This window comes from Streptomyces sp. NPDC048361 (assembly GCF_040651795.1).
Classification (GTDB): domain Bacteria; phylum Actinomycetota; class Actinomycetes; order Streptomycetales; family Streptomycetaceae; genus Streptomyces.
The window spans coordinates 215,721-232,523 of sequence record NZ_JBEZKW010000001.1 but is presented as its reverse complement, the minus strand read 5'-3'; the positions used below and the strand labels follow the sequence as shown (position 1 = coordinate 232,523).

General features: G+C 69.9%; 16 protein-coding genes. 9 read left to right on the top strand and 7 right to left on the bottom strand.

Annotated elements, in window-relative coordinates:
- Positions 1-166: 166 nt before the first annotated feature.
- The 4 genes from AB0D31_RS01020 (at position 167) to AB0D31_RS01005 (ending at position 3,812) form a co-directional block, all read left to right on the top strand.
- Positions 167-973, top strand: coding sequence for an AAC(3) family N-acetyltransferase (locus tag AB0D31_RS01020; protein WP_362715144.1), 807 nt, complete (start codon positions 167-169; stop codon positions 971-973).
- 58 nt (positions 974-1,031) lie between these two features.
- Positions 1,032-1,958, top strand: a complete 927-nt coding sequence (locus AB0D31_RS01015; RefSeq protein ID WP_362715141.1) for an ABC transporter ATP-binding protein — start codon at positions 1,032-1,034, stop codon at positions 1,956-1,958.
- Positions 1,955-2,722 (top strand): ABC transporter permease, encoded by a 768-nt coding sequence (locus AB0D31_RS01010; protein ID WP_362715138.1) that lies wholly within the window; start codon positions 1,955-1,957, stop codon positions 2,720-2,722. The genes AB0D31_RS01015 and AB0D31_RS01010 overlap by 4 nt, the downstream gene beginning before the upstream one ends.
- An 85-nt stretch (positions 2,723-2,807) precedes the next feature.
- Complete coding sequence (locus AB0D31_RS01005; protein ID WP_362715262.1) at positions 2,808-3,812, top strand: COX15/CtaA family protein; 1,005 nt, start codon at positions 2,808-2,810, stop codon at positions 3,810-3,812.
- A gap of 18 nt (positions 3,813-3,830) precedes the next feature.
- Here AB0D31_RS01005 and AB0D31_RS01000 read toward each other — a convergent pair whose 3' ends face one another.
- The 3 genes from AB0D31_RS01000 to AB0D31_RS00990 all read right to left on the bottom strand — a co-directional run bounded on the left by AB0D31_RS01000 (position 3,831) and on the right by AB0D31_RS00990 (position 6,374).
- Positions 3,831-4,913: an amidohydrolase gene (locus AB0D31_RS01000; protein ID WP_362715135.1), complete on the bottom strand. Its 1,083-nt coding sequence runs from the start codon at positions 4,911-4,913 to the stop codon at positions 3,831-3,833.
- 76 nt (positions 4,914-4,989) lie between these two features.
- Positions 4,990-5,331, bottom strand: a complete 342-nt coding sequence (locus AB0D31_RS00995) for a hypothetical protein (protein ID WP_362715132.1) — start codon at positions 5,329-5,331, stop codon at positions 4,990-4,992.
- A gap of 89 nt (positions 5,332-5,420) precedes the next feature.
- Positions 5,421-6,374: a heme o synthase gene (locus AB0D31_RS00990; protein WP_362715129.1), complete on the bottom strand. Its 954-nt coding sequence runs from the start codon at positions 6,372-6,374 to the stop codon at positions 5,421-5,423.
- Between the two features lie 307 nt (positions 6,375-6,681).
- Here AB0D31_RS00990 and tkt point away from each other — a divergent pair, with 307 nt between their 5' ends.
- The 5 genes from tkt to pgl are packed head-to-tail and all read left to right on the top strand — an operon-like array spanning position 6,682 to position 13,269.
- Complete coding sequence (gene tkt, locus AB0D31_RS00985; protein ID WP_362715127.1) at positions 6,682-8,769, top strand: transketolase; 2,088 nt, start codon at positions 6,682-6,684, stop codon at positions 8,767-8,769.
- A 35-nt stretch (positions 8,770-8,804) separates the two neighbouring features.
- Entirely contained in the window at positions 8,805-9,923 is a 1,119-nt protein-coding gene (gene tal / locus AB0D31_RS00980; protein ID WP_362715124.1) for a transaldolase, read from the top strand.
- Between the two features lie 3 nt (positions 9,924-9,926).
- A complete protein-coding gene (gene zwf, locus AB0D31_RS00975) occupies positions 9,927-11,459 on the top strand; it encodes a glucose-6-phosphate dehydrogenase (protein WP_362715121.1) in 1,533 nt (510 codons plus the stop codon).
- Entirely contained in the window at positions 11,456-12,490 is a 1,035-nt protein-coding gene (gene opcA / locus AB0D31_RS00970) for a glucose-6-phosphate dehydrogenase assembly protein OpcA (RefSeq protein WP_362715118.1), read from the top strand. The genes zwf and opcA overlap by 4 nt, the downstream gene beginning before the upstream one ends.
- Positions 12,487-13,269, top strand: a complete 783-nt coding sequence (pgl, locus tag AB0D31_RS00965) for a 6-phosphogluconolactonase (protein ID WP_362715115.1) — start codon at positions 12,487-12,489, stop codon at positions 13,267-13,269. The genes opcA and pgl overlap by 4 nt, the downstream gene beginning before the upstream one ends.
- Positions 13,270-13,379: 110 nt before the next feature.
- Here pgl and pgi read toward each other — a convergent pair whose 3' ends face one another.
- From pgi to tpiA, 4 genes are all read right to left on the bottom strand, one after another.
- A complete protein-coding gene (gene pgi, locus AB0D31_RS00960) occupies positions 13,380-15,032 on the bottom strand; it encodes a glucose-6-phosphate isomerase (protein WP_362715259.1) in 1,653 nt (550 codons plus the stop codon).
- 202 nt (positions 15,033-15,234) lie between these two features.
- Positions 15,235-15,570 carry an RNA polymerase-binding protein RbpA gene (locus AB0D31_RS00955; RefSeq protein ID WP_003976875.1) on the bottom strand — a complete coding sequence of 112 codons (336 nt, stop codon included), beginning with the start codon at positions 15,568-15,570 and terminating at the stop codon, positions 15,235-15,237.
- Positions 15,571-15,683: 113 nt separating this feature from the next.
- Positions 15,684-15,917 carry a preprotein translocase subunit SecG gene (gene secG / locus AB0D31_RS00950; RefSeq protein WP_261711188.1) on the bottom strand — a complete coding sequence of 78 codons (234 nt, stop codon included), beginning with the start codon at positions 15,915-15,917 and terminating at the stop codon, positions 15,684-15,686.
- Between the two features lie 109 nt (positions 15,918-16,026).
- A complete protein-coding gene (tpiA, locus tag AB0D31_RS00945) occupies positions 16,027-16,803 on the bottom strand; it encodes a triose-phosphate isomerase (protein WP_362715112.1) in 777 nt (258 codons plus the stop codon).

Genomic DNA, 16,803 nt, shown 5'->3' with positions numbered 1-16,803 from the left:
ATTGTTGCGTAATTCCTCAGGGCCTGACAACCCACGTCCGATCACCGAGCGGTGCATTGCATCACTTAGGCAAACCTAAGATGACCTGCGGAAACGATCTTTGATCGATCGGTACGGGCCATAATCCGGTGGCTCCCGCGACACCTCTGCGGCAGACTCCCCCACCATGCCCACACCGCCTGTGACCGGCCCTTTGTGCACACGCGAGACGCTCGCGGACGACCTGCGCGCGCTGGGGGTCCGCCCCGGCGAGACGCTCCTCGTGCACTCCTCCCTGAAGTCGCTCGGCTGGGTCTGCGGAGGCGCGCCCACAGTCGTCCGATCTCTTCTCGACACGCTGGGCGAAACGGGCACGCTGGTGGTCCCCGCCTTCTCCAACGACAACTCCGACCCCGCCCCATGGCGCCGCCCCGCCGTGCCCGAGGAGTGGTGGGAGACCATCCGGGGCGCCCTCCCCGCGTACGACCCGCGCACCACCCCGAGCCGGGGTGTCGGGGTGATACCCGAGGCCGTGCGCACCTGGCCCGGCGCGCTGCGCAGCGACCACCCGCAGTGTTCTTTCGCGGCGATCGGCCCGGGCGCGTCGCGGATCACCGCCGGCCACCCGCTCGACTGCGCCCTGGGCGAGCGCAGCCCGCTGGCCCGCCTGGAGGAAGCGGGCGCCCGCGTGCTGCTGCTCGGCGCCGGATTCGGCTCCTGCACCTCCTTCCACCTGGCGGAGTACCGGGTGCCTGGCCCCGTCGTCGACGTGTCGTTCGCCGCGACGACCCCGCGGGGCCGGGAGTGGCTCACCGTCCGCGACACTGCCCTCGACAGCGAGGACTTCGCCGAGCTGGGCGCCGACTTCGAACGGGACGCGCGGAGCGTGGAGCGCGGCCGGGCCGGCGCGGCCGTGTGCCGCCTGTTCCCGGTCCGGGACGCGGTCTCCTACGCGACGCGCTGGCTGCCCGTCCATCGCCCGTACGAGGGATGAGGCGGCCGCCGGGCCCCCACGCCGGGGGACCCGGCACCCAGGCCTAGACTTGCCGGTCATGAACAGCGAGCCCGTCGTCCAGGTCGTGGGCCTGGTCAAGCGGTACGGATCCAAGACCGCCGTGAACGGCCTCGACCTCACGGTCGGCGCGGGCACCGTGACGGCCGTCCTCGGCCCCAACGGCGCCGGCAAGACCACCACCATCGAGACCTGCGAGGGCTACCGCAGGCCCGACGCGGGCACCGTGCGCGTCCTCGGCCTGGACCCCGTCGCCGACGCCGGGCGCCTCAAGCCGCGTATCGGCGTGATGCTCCAGTCCGGCGGCGTCTACTCCGGCGCCCGCGCCGACGAAATGCTCCGCCACATGGCGAAACTCCACGCCCACCCGCTGGACGTGGACGCGCTCATCGAGCGCCTGGGGCTCGGCAGTTGCGGCCGCACCACCTACCGCAGGCTCTCCGGCGGCCAGCAGCAGCGCCTCGCGCTCGCCATGGCCGTCATCGGCCGCCCCGAACTGGTCTTCCTGGACGAGCCGACCGCGGGCCTCGACCCGCAGGCCCGCCGCGCCACCTGGGACCTCGTGCGCGAGCTGCGCGCCGACGGCGTCTCGGTGGTCCTCACCACGCACTTCATGGACGAGGCCGAGACGCTCGCGGACGGCGTGGCCATCGTCGACGCGGGCAAGGTCGTCGCCGAGGGCTCCCCCGAGCAGCTCTGCAAGGGCGGCGCCGAGAACACCCTGCGCTTCACCGGCCGCCCCGGCCTCGACCTCGGCTCGCTCCTCAAGGCGCTGCCGGACGGCTCTGCCGCGGCCGAGCTGACGCCCGGCGCGTACCGCATCACCGGCACCATCGACCCCCAGCTGCTCGCCACCGTCACCACCTGGTGCGCCCAGCACGGCGTGATGCCCGACGGCATCTCGGTCGAGCGCCACACGCTTGAGGACGTCTTCTTGGAGCTCACCGGCAAGGAGCTGCGCGCATGAGCGCTGGTACGTACGCACCGAAGCCCGGCGCCGCGCCGCTCGGGCGGATGATCGGGGCGCAGACCGCCCTGGAGACGCGGATGCTGCTGCGCAACGGCGAGCAGTTGCTGCTCACCGTGATCATCCCGAGCCTCCTGCTGGTGCTGTTCTCGAGCGTCGACATCATCGACACCGGCGCGGGCAAGTCCGTCGACTTCCTGGCGCCCGGCATCCTCGCGCTCGCCGTCATGTCGACCGCGTTCACCGGCCAGGCCATCGCGACCGGCTTCGAGCGGCGGTACGGGGTGCTCAAGCGGCTCGGCGCGTCGCCGCTGCCGCGCTGGGCGCTGATGACGTCCAAGACGCTCGCCGTGCTCGTCACCGAGGTGCTCCAGGTCGTCCTGCTCACGGTCATCGCCTTCGCTCTCGGCTGGTCCCCGCACGGCAATCCGCTCGCCGTGCTGCTCCTGCTGGTGCTCGGCACCGCCGCCTTCTCGGGGCTCGGGCTGCTCATGGCGGGCACCCTGAAGGCAGAGGCCACGCTCGCCGCGGCCAACCTCGTCTTCCTGCTGCTCCTGGTGGCCGGCGGGGTCATCGTGCCGATGGACAAGTTCCCGGGCGGCGTCCAGTCCGTGCTGAACCTGCTCCCCATCTCGGCCCTCTCCGACGGGCTGCGCGACGTGCTGGCGAACGGCGCCGCCATGCCGTGGGGCGACCTCGGGATCCTCGCGGTCTGGGCGGTCCTGGGCCTCGGTGCGGCGGCGAAGTTCTTCCGCTGGGAGTGAGCCGAGGCCATACGGGGAGTGACTTCCCTCCCGGTACGGCCCGCCGCACCCCCCTCGTGAAAACATGCACAAACGGGCGCCTACGATAGGGCCCATGCCGAAAGTGACCCGCGCCGATGTGACCGCAGCGGCCCGCAATCCGCTTCTCTACATCGCGCAGCGTTGGACCGCCTCCCCCCTGGTCGTGCGGCGCGCGGCCCTCGCCGCACTCGTCATGGCCGTCGCCATCGTGGTGACCGGCGGCGCGGTCCGGCTCACCGGCTCGGGGCTCGGCTGCCCCACCTGGCCCAAGTGCACCAGCGACAGCCTGACCGCCACCAGCGAGATGGGCTTCCGCGGCGCCATCGAGTTCACCAACCGCATGCTCACCTACGTGCTGTGTGCCGCGGTCGGCTGGGCGATCATCGCGGCCCGCTCCGCGAAGCCCTGGCGGCGCCCGCTGACCCGGCTCGGCTGGGTGCAGTTCTGGGTGGTCATGGGCAACGCGATCCTCGGCGGCATCGTCGTCCTGGTGGGGCTCAACCCGTACACGGTGGCCGCCCACTTCCTGCTCTCCAGCGCACTCATCGCGGTCGCCGTCATCACCTGGCAGCGCACTCAGGAGGGCGACGGAGCGCCAAGGCCCTTGGTGGGCAAGGCAGTTGTGCAGCTGACCTGGCTTCTGGTGGGCGCGTCGGCCGCGCTCATCGCGGTCGGCACGATCGTCACCGGCACCGGCCGCCACCCCGGCGACTCCAAGGACGTGCCGCGCATTCCGCTCGACTGGACGATGATCACGCAGCTGCACGCGGATCTCGCCTGGATCGTCGTGGCTCTCTCCGTCGCCCTGTGGTTCGTCCTGAAGGCCGTCGACGCACCCGCCGGGCCGCGCGCCCGGGCCCGGGACCTGGTCCTGGTGCTGCTCGGCCAGGGCGTGATCGGTTACGTCCAGTACTTCCTGAAGACGCCCGAGATCCTGGTCGGCCTGCACATGCTGGGCTCGTGCCTGGTGTGGATCGCGGTGCTGCGGGTGCTGCTCTCGCTGCGCGAGCGGCCGGAGCTCCCGGCCGAGGTGCCGGCCCAGGCCGACTCCGCCCTGAGCCACGCCTGAGGGGCCTGGCAAACCGGGCTAGGCCGGGTCCGGTAGCCCGTAGACCCGTCTCGCGTTGCCCGCCGCGATCAGCCCCGCCACCCGCTGCGCGTCCGCGCGTGACCACGCGCCCTCGTCCACCCAGCCGCCCAGCACCCGGCCGAGCGCCTCGGCGAAGAGCCGCGCGCCCACCACGTGCAGCTCGGGAAGCCCGCACGCTCCGCTGGAGTAGAGCAGTTTCCCGAAGGGAGCCAGCTCCAGGATTTCCGCCAGTACGGCGGCGGCGCGGGCTCCCGTGCGCACCAGGGCGGGCCCGACATCCGCGTACACATGCGGGTGGAGACCGGCCAGATGCGCGGCCTGGCGGTGGTACGGATAGCCGTGGAGCAGCACCAGATTCGTGCCGAGCCCGCCCGTCGCGTCCGCGAATCCGGCGAGCAGCATCGGGTCGGCCATGCCCACCTGGAGCTGGAGCGGGCGGCCGCAGGCGACGGCGCTCCACAGCAGGTGGCGCAGGAGGACGGGGTCGTCGAGGCGGTCGTGTTTGCGCCGGCCCGCCAGCCACCGCCCGGCCGCGCCGCGCACCTCCCCCGGGCCCGGCGGCTCCGGGTCGAGTCCCTCGCGTACGGCCGCCACCGAGGCGAAGGCGATGGCCGAGTGCGCCGCGGTGTGCATGGCTTCGGCGAGGTTGGCGAGGAAGGACTCGACGGTTCCGGAGGTGTCGGCGACCTGTTCGGCGAGGAGTTCGAGTCGGACGATCTCATGGGCGTCGGCCGCGCCCGCCGCGGCGATCTCGTGGGGCGCGGTGAGGTCGCCGGGCAGCCCGGTGTCCACCAGATAGGTGGAGACCCCGGAGCCCCTCAACAGGCGTCTGCCCGACTCCAGTACGCCCAGCTCGCGGCGGCGGGCCAGATAGCGGGCCGGCGGGCAGTGCGGCTCAAGGCCGAGGAGCGGGGGACACCAGCGGCGTACGGCGAAGCCGGTCTGGGTGTCGAAGAAGGTGGTGCCGGGTGCGGGGAGCGTTCCGGTGCGGCCGAGGGCCGTCTCGAAGGTGCCGAGGCCCAGCTCGGTGCGCAGGATGCCGTGGCAGTACTGGTCCACCAGGGTCGGGGTGTCGATCATCCGGGGCTCCCTGGGGTGGACGCGCTTGTACCCCTCCTAACGGGTGAGCCCCGGATCGGTATTGATCGGCTGCCGCTCAGCTGTTCTTCGGACCGCCGAGCTGGATGCCGGCCATGCGGCTCCACTCGTACGGGCCGGTCTTCACCTTGGCGGCGAACTCGCCGTCGAAGTCCTCGTGGACGGTGATCCCGGACTTCTCGACGGCGCTCAGCGCGACGGCGTGGGTGGGGGCCACCAGGTCGCCCCAGCCGCCGTCCTCGCCGACCAGCACGATGCGGGCGCCCTTCTGGCCGAGGTACGCGATCTGGCCCTCGGCGCCGCCGTGCTCCTTGGCGAAGGAGCCGATCAGGCGGGCCAGCCTGGCCGCGTGCCGTTCGGCCTTCGCGGCCTGCTTCTCGTCAACCTGGGTGTCTGCCATGCCGCGATGCTACTAGCGGGTAGATCCGGGAGCGACAAGAGGGGCCAGTGGCTTGCGCCACTGGCCCCTCAGCCGTACGAACAAGGGGGTCAGCGCAGGAACGGGTCCACCGCGACGGCCACGAAGAGCAGCGACACGTAGGTGATGGACCAGTGGAACAGGCGCATCTCCTTGAGCTTGGTGCCGGTGGTGTCGTTCTTGGCACGGGACTGGAGCGCGTGCGCCTCCCACAGCCACCAACCGCCGGAGACCAGCGCGACCACCGTGTAGAACCAGCCCGTGTAGCCGAGCGGCGTCAGCAGCAGTGAGACGGCGACCATCACCCAGCTGTAGAGGACGATCTGACGGGCCACGACCTTGTTGGAGGCGACCACCGGCAGCATCGGCACGCCGACCCGGGCATAGTCCTCCTTGACCTTCATGGACAGCGGCCAGTAGTGCGGCGGCGTCCAGAAGAACATGACGAGGAACAGGATGACCGGCGCCCACGACATCGAGTCGGTGACCGAGGACCATCCGATGAGCACCGGCAGACAGCCCGCGATGCCGCCCCACACGATGTTCTGCGAGGTCCGGCGCTTGAGGAGCATCGTGTACACGACGACGTAGAAGAGCAGCGCACCGAGCGAGAGGGCGGCCGAGAGCCAGTTGACGAGGAGCCCGAACCACAGCGTCGAGATGACGCCGAGCGAGATGCCGAAGACCAGGCATTCACGCGGCGAGACCATGCCGGTCACCAGCGGACGCTGGGAGGTGCGGTCCATCAGCGCGTCGATGTCGCGGTCGATGTACATGTTCAGGGCGTTTGCGCCGCCCGCTGAGAGGTACCCGCCCAGTGTGGTGGCGAAGACCAGCCACAGTGGGGGAACGCCCTGCTCGGCCAGGAACATCACCGGAATGGTGGTGATGAGGAGCAGTTCGATGATCCGTGGCTTGGTCAGCGCCACAAAGGCCTTGACGCGGGCCCCGAATGGCCGATGGCCCCCCGGGCTGGGAGTCAAGACGACCCCTGCGGGTCGGGACTCGACGGCCGTCACGCACACCCCTGACAGAGAATTCCCAGCAAGTCCCCGGTGATCCGGGACGTTCCCGGACGTGAAGGCCCGGTTAAGACTTGCGCGTACCACGCCACTGTAGACGTTGCCCATAGGCCGCCATCCCCGGGGGTGGGGTCGTGTTGGGGATGGTTCGCCGGGAGGCGGATTTCGCCGGTCCCCGGCACCCTGGACGTGTCCGTCTCAACCTGCGGTAAGTCGAAAAAATGAGCGTTCCTGCGGGGGTAGGCTCGACAACGCCCGGTGCGCCCTCAGTCACCGGGATACGACATGTGGAGAGGAGCCCTGACTCAGGGTGAGCACCAAGCCGACCACCACAGACCTCCAGTGGACCGAGCTGGACCAGCGGGCCGTAGACACCGGCCGCGTACTGGCCGCGGATGCCGTACAGAAGGTCGGCAACGGCCATCCAGGTACGGCGATGAGCCTCTCGCCGGCCGCGTACACCCTCTTCCAGAAGGTGATGCGGCACGACCCGGCGGACGCCGACTGGGTGGGCCGCGACCGTTTCGTCCTTTCCGCGGGCCACTCGTCCCTGACCCTCTACATCCAGCTGTACCTGGCCGGCTTCGGCCTGGAGCTGGATGACCTCAAGGCGTTCCGGACCTGGGGTTCCAAGACCCCCGGCCACCCGGAGTACGGCCACACCACCGGCGTCGAGACGACGACGGGCCCGCTGGGCCAGGGTGTCGCCAACGCGGTGGGCATGGCGATGGCCGCCCGCTACGAGCGTGGCCTGTTCGACCCGGAGGCGGCCCCCGGCACCTCCCCGTTCGACCACTTCGTCTTCGCGATCGCCGGTGACGGCTGCCTCCAGGAGGGCATCTCCTCCGAGGCGTCCTCGCTCGCCGGCCACCAGCAGCTCGGCAACCTAATCCTGCTGTGGGACGACAACCACATCTCGATCGAGGGCGACACCGAGACCGCCGTCTCCGAGGACACCGTCAAGCGGTACGAGGCGTACGGCTGGCACGTCCAGCGCGTCGCGCCGAAGCCCGACGGCGACCTGGACCCGGAGGCGCTGTACGACGCGATCGAGGCCGCGAAGGCCGTCACCGACCGGCCGTCGTTCATCGCGATGCGCTCGATCATCGCCTGGCCCGCCCCGAACGCGCAGAACACCGAGGCCGCGCACGGCTCGGCGCTCGGCGACGACGAGGTGGCCGCCACCAAGCGCGTCCTCGGCTTCGACCCCGAGCAGTCCTTCTTCGTGGCCGACGAGGTGCTCGCGCACACCCGCGAGGCGCTCGACCGCGGCCGTGAGGCCAAGGCCGAGTGGGAGAAGACGTTCGCCGCGTGGCGCACCGCCAACCCGCAGCGCGCCGCCGAGTTCGACCGCATCAACGCGGGTGAGCTGCCCGAGGGCTGGGAGTCGCATCTCCCCGTCTTCGAGACCGGCAAGGCCGTCGCCACCCGCGCCGCCTCCGGCAAGGTCCTTCAGGCACTCGGCGCGGTCATGCCCGAGCTGTGGGGCGGCTCCGCCGACCTCGCCGGCTCGAACAACACGACCATCGACAAGACGTCGTCGTTCCTGCCGGCCGGCAACCCGCTGCCCGAGGCCGACCCGTACGGCCGCACCGTGCACTTCGGCATCCGCGAGCACTCCATGGCCGCGGAGATGAACGGCATCGCACTGCACGGCCACACCCGCATCTACGGCGGCACCTTCCTGGTGTTCTCCGACTACATGCGCAACGCCGTGCGTCTTTCCGCGCTGATGCACCTGCCGGTCACCTACGTGTGGACGCACGACTCGGTCGGCCTCGGCGAGGACGGTCCGACGCACCAGCCGGTCGAGCACCTCGCTTCGCTGCGCGCCATCCCCGGCCTCAACGTGGTCCGCCCCGCGGACGCCAACGAGACCGCCATCGCCTGGCACGAAATCCTCCGGCGCTACACCAAGGTGTACGGCAAGGGGGCCCCGCACGGCCTCGTGCTGACCCGCCAGGGCGTGCCGACGTACGAGGTCAACCAGGACGCAGCCAAGGGCGGCTACGTGCTCCTGGACGCCGAAGGCGGCGATGCCCAGGTCGTGCTCATCGGCACCGGCTCCGAGGTGCAGCTCGCCGTCGAGGCGCGCGAGCAGCTCCAGGCCGCCGGCGTTCCGACCCGTGTGGTCTCGATGCCGTGCGTGGAGTGGTTCGAGGCGCAGGACCAGGCGTACCGGGACAGCGTCCTGCCGCCCTCGGTCCGGGCACGCGTCGCGGTCGAGGCCGGTATCGGTCTGACCTGGCACCGCTTCGTGGGTGACGCGGGCCGCATCGTCTCGCTGGAGCACTTCGGCGCTTCGGCGGACGGCAAGGTCCTGTTCAAGGAGTTCGGCTTCACTGCCGAGCACGTGGCCGCAGCCGCCCGGGAATCCATCGACGCCGCCAAGCGCTGACGCCGGTATACGAACTAGTAGGAGATGCATTTCTCATGACAGACGCACTCAAGCGCCTCTCCGACGAAGGCGTCGCGATCTGGCTCGACGACCTGTCGCGCAAGCGGATCACGTCCGGCAACCTGGCCGAGCTGATCGACCAGTCGCACGTGGTCGGTGTCACCACCAACCCGTCCATCTTCCAGAAGGCGATCAGCCAGGGTGACGGGTACGACACCCAGCTGACCGACCTCGCGGCCCGCAAGGTGACCGTCGAAGAGGCCATCCGCATGATCACGACGGCTGACGTGAGGGACGCCGCCGACATCCTGCGCCCGGTCTTCGACGCCACCGACGGCCAGGACGGCCGGGTCTCCATCGAGGTCGACCCGCGCCTGGCGCACAACACGAGGGCGACGGTCGCCGAGGCCAAGCAGCTCGCGTGGCTGGTGGACCGCCCGAACACGCTCATCAAGATCCCGGCCACCGAGGCGGGTCTGCCGGCGATCGCCGAGACCATCGGGCTCGGCATCAGCGTCAATGTCACGCTGATCTTCTCCCTTGAGCGCTACCGCAAGGTCATGGACGCCTACCTGACCGGCCTGGAGAAGGCCAAGGAGCGCGGCCTGGACCTGTCGAAGATCCACTCCGTGGCGTCCTTCTTCGTGTCCCGTGTGGACACGGAGATCGACAAGCGGATCGACGCGCTCGGCACCGACGAGGCCAAGGCCGCCCGCGGCAAGGCGGGTCTGGCCAACGCGCGCCTGGCCTACCAGGCGTACGAGGAGGTCTTCTCCTCCGACCGCTGGGCCGCGCTCGACAAGGCGCACGCCAACAAGCAGCGCCCGCTGTGGGCCTCGACCGGTGTCAAGGACAAGGCGTACAAGGACACCCTGTACGTGGACGACCTGGTGGCGCCGAACACGGTGAACACCATGCCGGAGGCCACTCTTGAGGCCACCGCCGACCACGGGCAGATCACCGGTGACACGGTGACCGGCACCTACGAGCAGGCGCGTGCCGAGCTCGACGCCCTGGAGAAGCTGGGGATCTCCTACGACGAGGTCGTGCAGCTCCTGGAGGACGAGGGCGTCGAGAAGTTCGAAGGCGCCTGGAACGACCTGCTCAAGTCCACCGAGGCGGAGCTCAAGCGCCTCGCACCCTCGGAGGCGTAAATCTTGACTGCGATTCGCCAAGCGAATCCGCTTCGTGACGCCGCAGACCGACGGCTCCCGCGTATCGCGGGGCCGTCGGGCCTGGTGATCTTTGGCGTCACGGGCGATTTGTCCCGTAAAAAGTTGATGCCCGCCGTCTATGACCTCGCCAACCGCGGTCTGCTGCCGCCGGGCTTCTCGCTGATCGGCTTCGCCCGCCGCGAGTGGCAGGACGAGGACTTCGCCCAAGAGGTCCACGACGCCGTCAAGGCGCACGCCCGCACCCCGTTCCGTGAGGAGGTCTGGCAGCAGCTCATCCAGGGGATGCGCTTCGTCCAGGGCGACTTCGACGACGACGACGCGTTCGAGACCCTGAAGTCCACGATCCAGGAGCTCGACAAGGCGCAGGGCACGGGCGGCAACTACGCCTTCTACCTGTCGGTGCCGCCGAAGTTCTTCCCCAAGGTCGTCCAGCAGCTCAAGAAGCACGGGCTCGCCGACCAGAAGAACGGCTCCTGGCGCCGCGCGGTCATCGAGAAGCCGTTCGGCCACGACCTGGTCTCCGCGGAGGAGCTCAACCAGGTCGTGCACGAGGTCTTCCCGCCCAACGAGGTCTTCCGGATCGACCACTACCTGGGCAAGGAGACCGTTCAGAACATCCTGGCCCTGCGGTTCGCGAACACCATGTTCGAGCCGCTGTGGAACCGCAGTTACGTCGACCACGTGCAGATCACGATGGCCGAGGACATCGGCATCGGCGGCCGGGCCGGCTACTACGACGGCATCGGCGCGGCCCGTGACGTCATCCAGAACCACCTGATGCAGCTCATGGCGCTGACCGCGATGGAGGAGCCCGCCTCCTTCGACGCGGACGCGCTGGCGGCGGAGAAGACCAAGGTGCTCGGCGCCGTACGGCTGCCCAAGGACCTCGGCAAGTCCACCGTGCGTGCGCAGTACGCGGCCGGGTGGCAGGGCGGCGAGAAGGCCGTCGGCTACCTCCAGGAAGACGGTATCGACCCCAAGTCGAAGACCGACACCTATGCCGCGATCAAGCTGGAGATCGACAACCGCCGCTGGGCGGGCGTGCCGTTCTATCTGCGCACCGGCAAGCGGCTCGGCCGGCGCGTCACCGAGATCGCGGTGGTCTTCCAGCGCGCTCCCCACTCCCCCTTCGACCACACCGCCACGGAGGAGCTGGGCCAGAACGCCCTGGTCATCCGGGTGCAGCCGGACGAGGGCGTGACGGTGCGCTTCGGCTCCAAGGTGCCGGGCACCTCGATGGAGGTCCGGGACGTCTCCATGGACTTCGCGTATGGCGAGTCCTTCACGGAGTCGAGCCCCGAGGCCTACGAGCGCCTCATCCTGGACGTCCTGCTGGGCGACTCCAACCTCTTCCCGCGCGTGGAGGAGGTCGAGCTGTCCTGGAAGATCCTCGACCCGATCGAGAAGTACTGGGACGCACACGGCAAGCCCGCCCAGTACCCCTCGGGGACCTGGGGTCCCGACGAGGCGGACGAAATGCTCGCACGAGACGGACGGAGCTGGCGTCGGCCATGAAGATCGACCTTACGGACACCACGTCCAGCAAGATCAACAAGGCGCTCGTGCAGGGCCGCAGGGCCGTGGGCACCCCCGCGGTCGGCATGGTGCTCACCCTCGTCATCGTCACCGACGAGGAGAACGCGTACGACGCCCTGAGGGCGGCGGGCGAGGCCTCGCGCGAGCACCCCTCGCGCACGCTCGTCGTCATCAAGCGCGTCTCGCGTTCGCCCCGCGACCGCACCGCCTCCCGCCTCGACGCCGAGGTGCGGGTCGGCGCGGACGCCGGCACCGGCGAGACGGTGATGCTGCGGATGTACGGCGAGGTGCTCAACCACGCCCAGTCCGTGGTGCTCCCGCTGCTGCTTCCGGACGCGCCGGTCGTCGTCTGGTGGCCGGTGAACGCGCCGATCGACCCGGCGCAGGACCCGCTGGGCGCGCTCGCCCAGCGCCGGGTGACCGACACCTACGCGGCCGAGCAGCCCATCCAGGAGCTGACCGCCCGCGCCGAGGCGTACACCCCCGGCGACACCGACCTGTCGTGGACCCGCATCACGCCGTGGCGTTCGATGCTGGCCGCGGCCCTCGACCAGGTGACCTGCAAGGTCATCGGCGCCGAGGTGGAGGGCGAGGAGTTCAACCCGAGTTGCGAACTGCTCGGGATGTGGCTCGCCGACCGGCTCGACGTGCCGGTCAAGCGCTCCCTCTCGCAGGGCCCGGGCCTCACCGCCGTACGCCTGGAGACGGACTGCGGTCCGATCGTCCTGGACCGCGCGGACGGCTCGCTCGCGACGCTGTCCATGCAGGGCCAGCCCGACCGTGCGGTGGCCCTCAAGCGCCGTGAGACCTCCGAGCTCATCGCGGAGGAGCTGCGCCGCCTCGACCCGGACGACACCTACGCGTCCGCGTTGAAGTACGGCGTCGACAAGCTCGGCGAGGGCGTCGAGGAGAAGACCGCGCAGGCCGGCAAGGACAGCGCCGACGGCGCAGAGGCCAAGGCGGCGCCCGCGAAGAAGGCGGCGCCTGCCAAGAAGGCAGCGGCGAAGTGAGCACGCCGCAGCTGGTCGTCCACCGCGACAAGGAGCTGATGGCCGAGGCAGCCGCTGCCCGGCTCATCACGAAGGTCGTGGACGCCCAGGCGGCCCGCGGTTCGGCGTCCGTGGTCCTCACGGGCGGCCGCAACGGCAATGGGCTGCTCGCGGCGCTCGCCTCCTCGCCGGCCCGGGACGCGATCGACTGGTCGCGGCTCGACCTGTGGTGGGGCGACGAGCGGTTCGTGCCCGAGGGCGACCCCGAGCGCAACTACACCCAGGCGCGTGAGGCGCTGCTCGACGCGGTACCGCTCGACCCCAAGCGGGTCCACGCGATGCCGGCTTCGGGCGGGGTCTTCGGCAATGACGCGGACGCGGCGGCAGCCGCCTACGCGGCGGAGCTCGCCGAGGCGTCCGGTCCCGAGGACCACGGGCCGGTACCTACGTTCGACGTGCTGATGCTGGGGGTCGGACCCGACACCCATGTGGCGTCCCTGTTCCCGGAGTTGCCCGCGGTGCGGGAGACCGAGCGGATGGTGGTCGGGGTGCACGGCGCTCCCAAGCCGCCGCCCACCCGCATCTCGCTCACGCTCCCGGCGATCCGGTCGGCGCGCGAGGTCTGGCTGCTCGCGGCCGGCGAGGACAAGGCGCACGCGGCGCGGATAGCCCTGTCGGGCGCGGGCGAGGTCCAGGCTCCGGCCGCGGGCGCGTACGGCCGCGCCCGCACCCTGTGGCTCCTGGACGCGGCTGCCGCGTCCGAGCTGCCACGGTCGCTGTACCCCCCGGCGTCTGCCTGACGCCGCACGCGAACGGCCCGGTCCACCCCTTCGGGGGCGGGCCGGGCCGTTCGTCGTCACGGGCGCCTCAGCGGCTCAGCAGGCCGTTGGGGCTCAACGCGCCGAGCGGCTCAACGGCCGCGCAGCGCGCGGTACTTGGCGACGAGCGCCTTGCTGGATCCGTCGAGGCCCGGCACGTCGGCGCCCTCGGTCAGGGCGGGCTCGACGCGCTTCGCGAGGACCTTGCCGAGCTCGACGCCCCACTGGTCGAAGGAGTCGATGTTCCAGATGGCACCCTGGACGAACACCTTGTGCTCGTACAGCGCGATCAACTGGCCGAGGACCGACGGGGTCAGCTCCTTGGCCAGGATCGTGGTGGTGGGGTGGTTGCCCTGGAACGTCTTGTGCGGCACCAGCTCCTCGGCCACGCCTTCGGCGCGCACCTCGTCGGGCGTCTTGCCGAATGCGAGGGCCTGGGTCTGGGCGAAGAAGTTGGCCATCAGGAGGTCGTGCTGGGCGACCAGGCCCGGCAGCAGGCCGGCGACCGGCTCGGCGAAGCCGATGAAGTCGGCCGGGATGACCTTCGTACCCTGGTGGATCAACTGGTAGTACGCGTGCTGCCCGTTGGTGCCCGGCGTGCCCCACACGACGGGTCCGGTCTGCCAGTCGACCCGGTTGCCGTCGCGGTCCACGGACTTGCCGTTGGACTCCATGTCCAGCTGCTGGAGGTAGGCGGTGAACTTGGACAGGTAGTGCGAGTACGGCAGTACCGCGTGCGACTGCGCGTCGAAGAACGCCCCGTACCAGACCCCCAACAGACCCATCAGCAAAGGGACGTTGGACTCGGCGGGCGCGGTGCGGAAGTGCTCGTCGACCAGGTGGAACCCGTCCAGCATCTCGCGGAACCGGTCCGCGCCGATGGCGATCATCAGGGAGAGGCCGATGGCCGAGTCGAAGGAGTAACGCCCGCCGACCCAGTCCCAGAAACCGAACATGTTGGCCGTGTCGATGCCGAAGTCGGCGACCTTCTCGCCGTTGGTCGACAGCGCCACGAAGTGCTTGGCGACGGCGTCCTGACCGGCCTGCAACTCGGTGAGCAGCCAGTCGCGGGCCGAGGTGGCGTTGGTGATGGTCTCGATGGTGGTGAACGTCTTGGACGCGATGATGAACAGCGTCTCGGCGGCGTCCAGGTCGCGGACCGCCTCGTGGAGGTCGGCGCCGTCCACGTTGGAGACGAAACGGACCGTCAGTTCCCGGTCGGCGAACGACTTCAGGGCCTCGTACGCCATCGCCGGGCCGAGGTCGGAGCCGCCGATGCCGATGTTGACGACGTTCTTGATGCGCTTGCCGGTGTGGCCGGTCCACTCGCCCGAGCGGATCTTCCCGGAGAACGCGGCCATCTTGTCGAGCACTTCGTGGACGCCCGCCACCACGTTCTCGCCGTCGACCTCGATCACCGCGTCGCGCGGGGCGCGCAGTGCGGTGTGCAGGACCGCGCGGTCCTCGGTGACGTTGATCTTCTCGCCGCGGAACATGGCGTCCCGTAGCCCGGTGACATCGGTGGCCGCGGCCAGCTCGCGCAGGAGCGCGAGGGTCTCGCCGGTCACCAGGTGCTTGGAGTAGTCGAGGTGGAGGTCGCCGACCGCCAGGGTGTATGCGGTGCCCCGGTCGGGCTCGGCGGCGAACAGCTCACGCAGATGGGTGTCACCCATCTGCTCCCGGTGCTTGCCCAGTGCGGTCCACTCGGGCATCTGGTTGAGCCTGGTACGGCTTCCTGCGTTCATCTCCGGCATCAGCCCACTTCTTCTCGTACTTGCGTACCTTGCCCCGCTGCCCCTCCAACCTAATTGATCAGGCGGCGCGGGCAGGACTCAGCGCGGCGGCGGCCCAGAAGAAAGCCGGAAGTGAGCGGCGGGCGTGCCGGGCCCGGAATACACCGAAGGGCCCTGCGGATGAACCGAGTTCACCCCATGGGCCCTTCATCCGTCAGATCTCGCCGCGGAGTTTGGCGAGTGCTTCCGCGAGGATCGCCTCGCCGTCCGCGTCGCTGCGCCGTTCGCGTACGTACGCCAGGTGGGTCTTGTACGGCTCGGTGCGCGGTGGGTCCGGCGGGTTGTCCCGGTCCTGTCCTGCGGGGAATCCGCAGCGCGGGCAGTCCCACGTCTCCGGAACCTGTGCGTCACTGGCGAAGCTCGGCTGCGTCTCGTGCCCGTTCGAGCACCAGAAGGAGATGCGGAGGCGCGGCGCGGACTCGCCGCGCTCGGCCTCCCCCATCGGCCCCGCTCCGACCCGGCTTCCCCGGATCGCGTTGCCACTTGCCACGGTCGTAACTCCCTGCGTGATGGTGCTCGAAGATGCCCCAGTCTACGTAAGGCCCAACGCGCGTCCAGCGATTGGAGTTACACCCCACCCCCGAAACGCCGAACGACAGCGGCTTACTTGAGCTTCATCAGCAGACCAAGTACGACAATGCACGCGAACCACAACAGACCGATCACGATGGTGATGCGGTCGAGATTGCGCTCGGCGACCGAGGAGCCACCGACGGAGGACTGCATGCCACCGCCGAACATGTCGGAGAGGCCGCCGCCCTTTCCCTTGTGCATCAGCACCAGCAGCATCAGCAGCAGGCTGAAGACGATCAGGGCAATCGAGAACCCGACAATCACGGCTGGACCAACTCTCTAGGACTGATATGGCGACGGGGGCCGGGGGGACAATTCCACAATCCCTGTCCCGGCCCCCGCAAGGGTACGACGGATCCGCGCTACCGCATACTTACTGATCGCGGAAGCGGACGATCTTGACGAACTCCTCGGAGTCCAGCGCGGCGCCGCCGACCAGGGCGCCGTCCACGTCCGGCTGGGCCATGATCGCGGCCACGTTGCCGGACTTCACCGAGCCGCCGTACTGGATGCGCACCTTGTCGGCGAGCTCCTGCGAGTACAGCTCCGCCAGGCGCGCGCGGATCGCTCCGCACACTTCCTGGGCGTCCTCGGGCGTGGCGACCTCGCCGGTGCCGATCGCCCAGACCGGCTCGTACGCGATCACGATGGACTCGGCCTGCTCGGCCGGCACGTCCTTCAGGCCGCCGTCGAGCTGGGCGAGGGTGTAGGGGACCTGCTCGCCGGCCTTGCGGACGTCGAGGCCCTCGCCGATGCACAGGATCGGGGTCAGACCGTGCTTGTACGCGGCCTTCACCTTGGCGTTGCAGATCTCGTCGTTCTCGTCGTGGTACTGGCGGCGCTCGGAGTGGCCCACGGCGACGTAGGTGCACTTCAGCTTGGCCAGCATCGGGCCCGAGATCTCGCCGGTGTAGGCACCGGAGTCGTGCGCCGAGATGTCCTGGGCGCCGTACTTGATCTTGAGCTTGTCGGCGTCGACGAGGGTCTGCACGGAGCGCAGGTCGACGAAGGGCGGCAGGACGGCGACCTCGACGGCGTCGTAGTCCTTGTCGGCGAGGGCGAAGGCGAGCTTCTGGACGTGCGCGATGGCCTCGAGGTGGTTGAGGTTCATCTTCCAGTTGCCCGCCATCAGCGGGGTACGGGTGCTCAC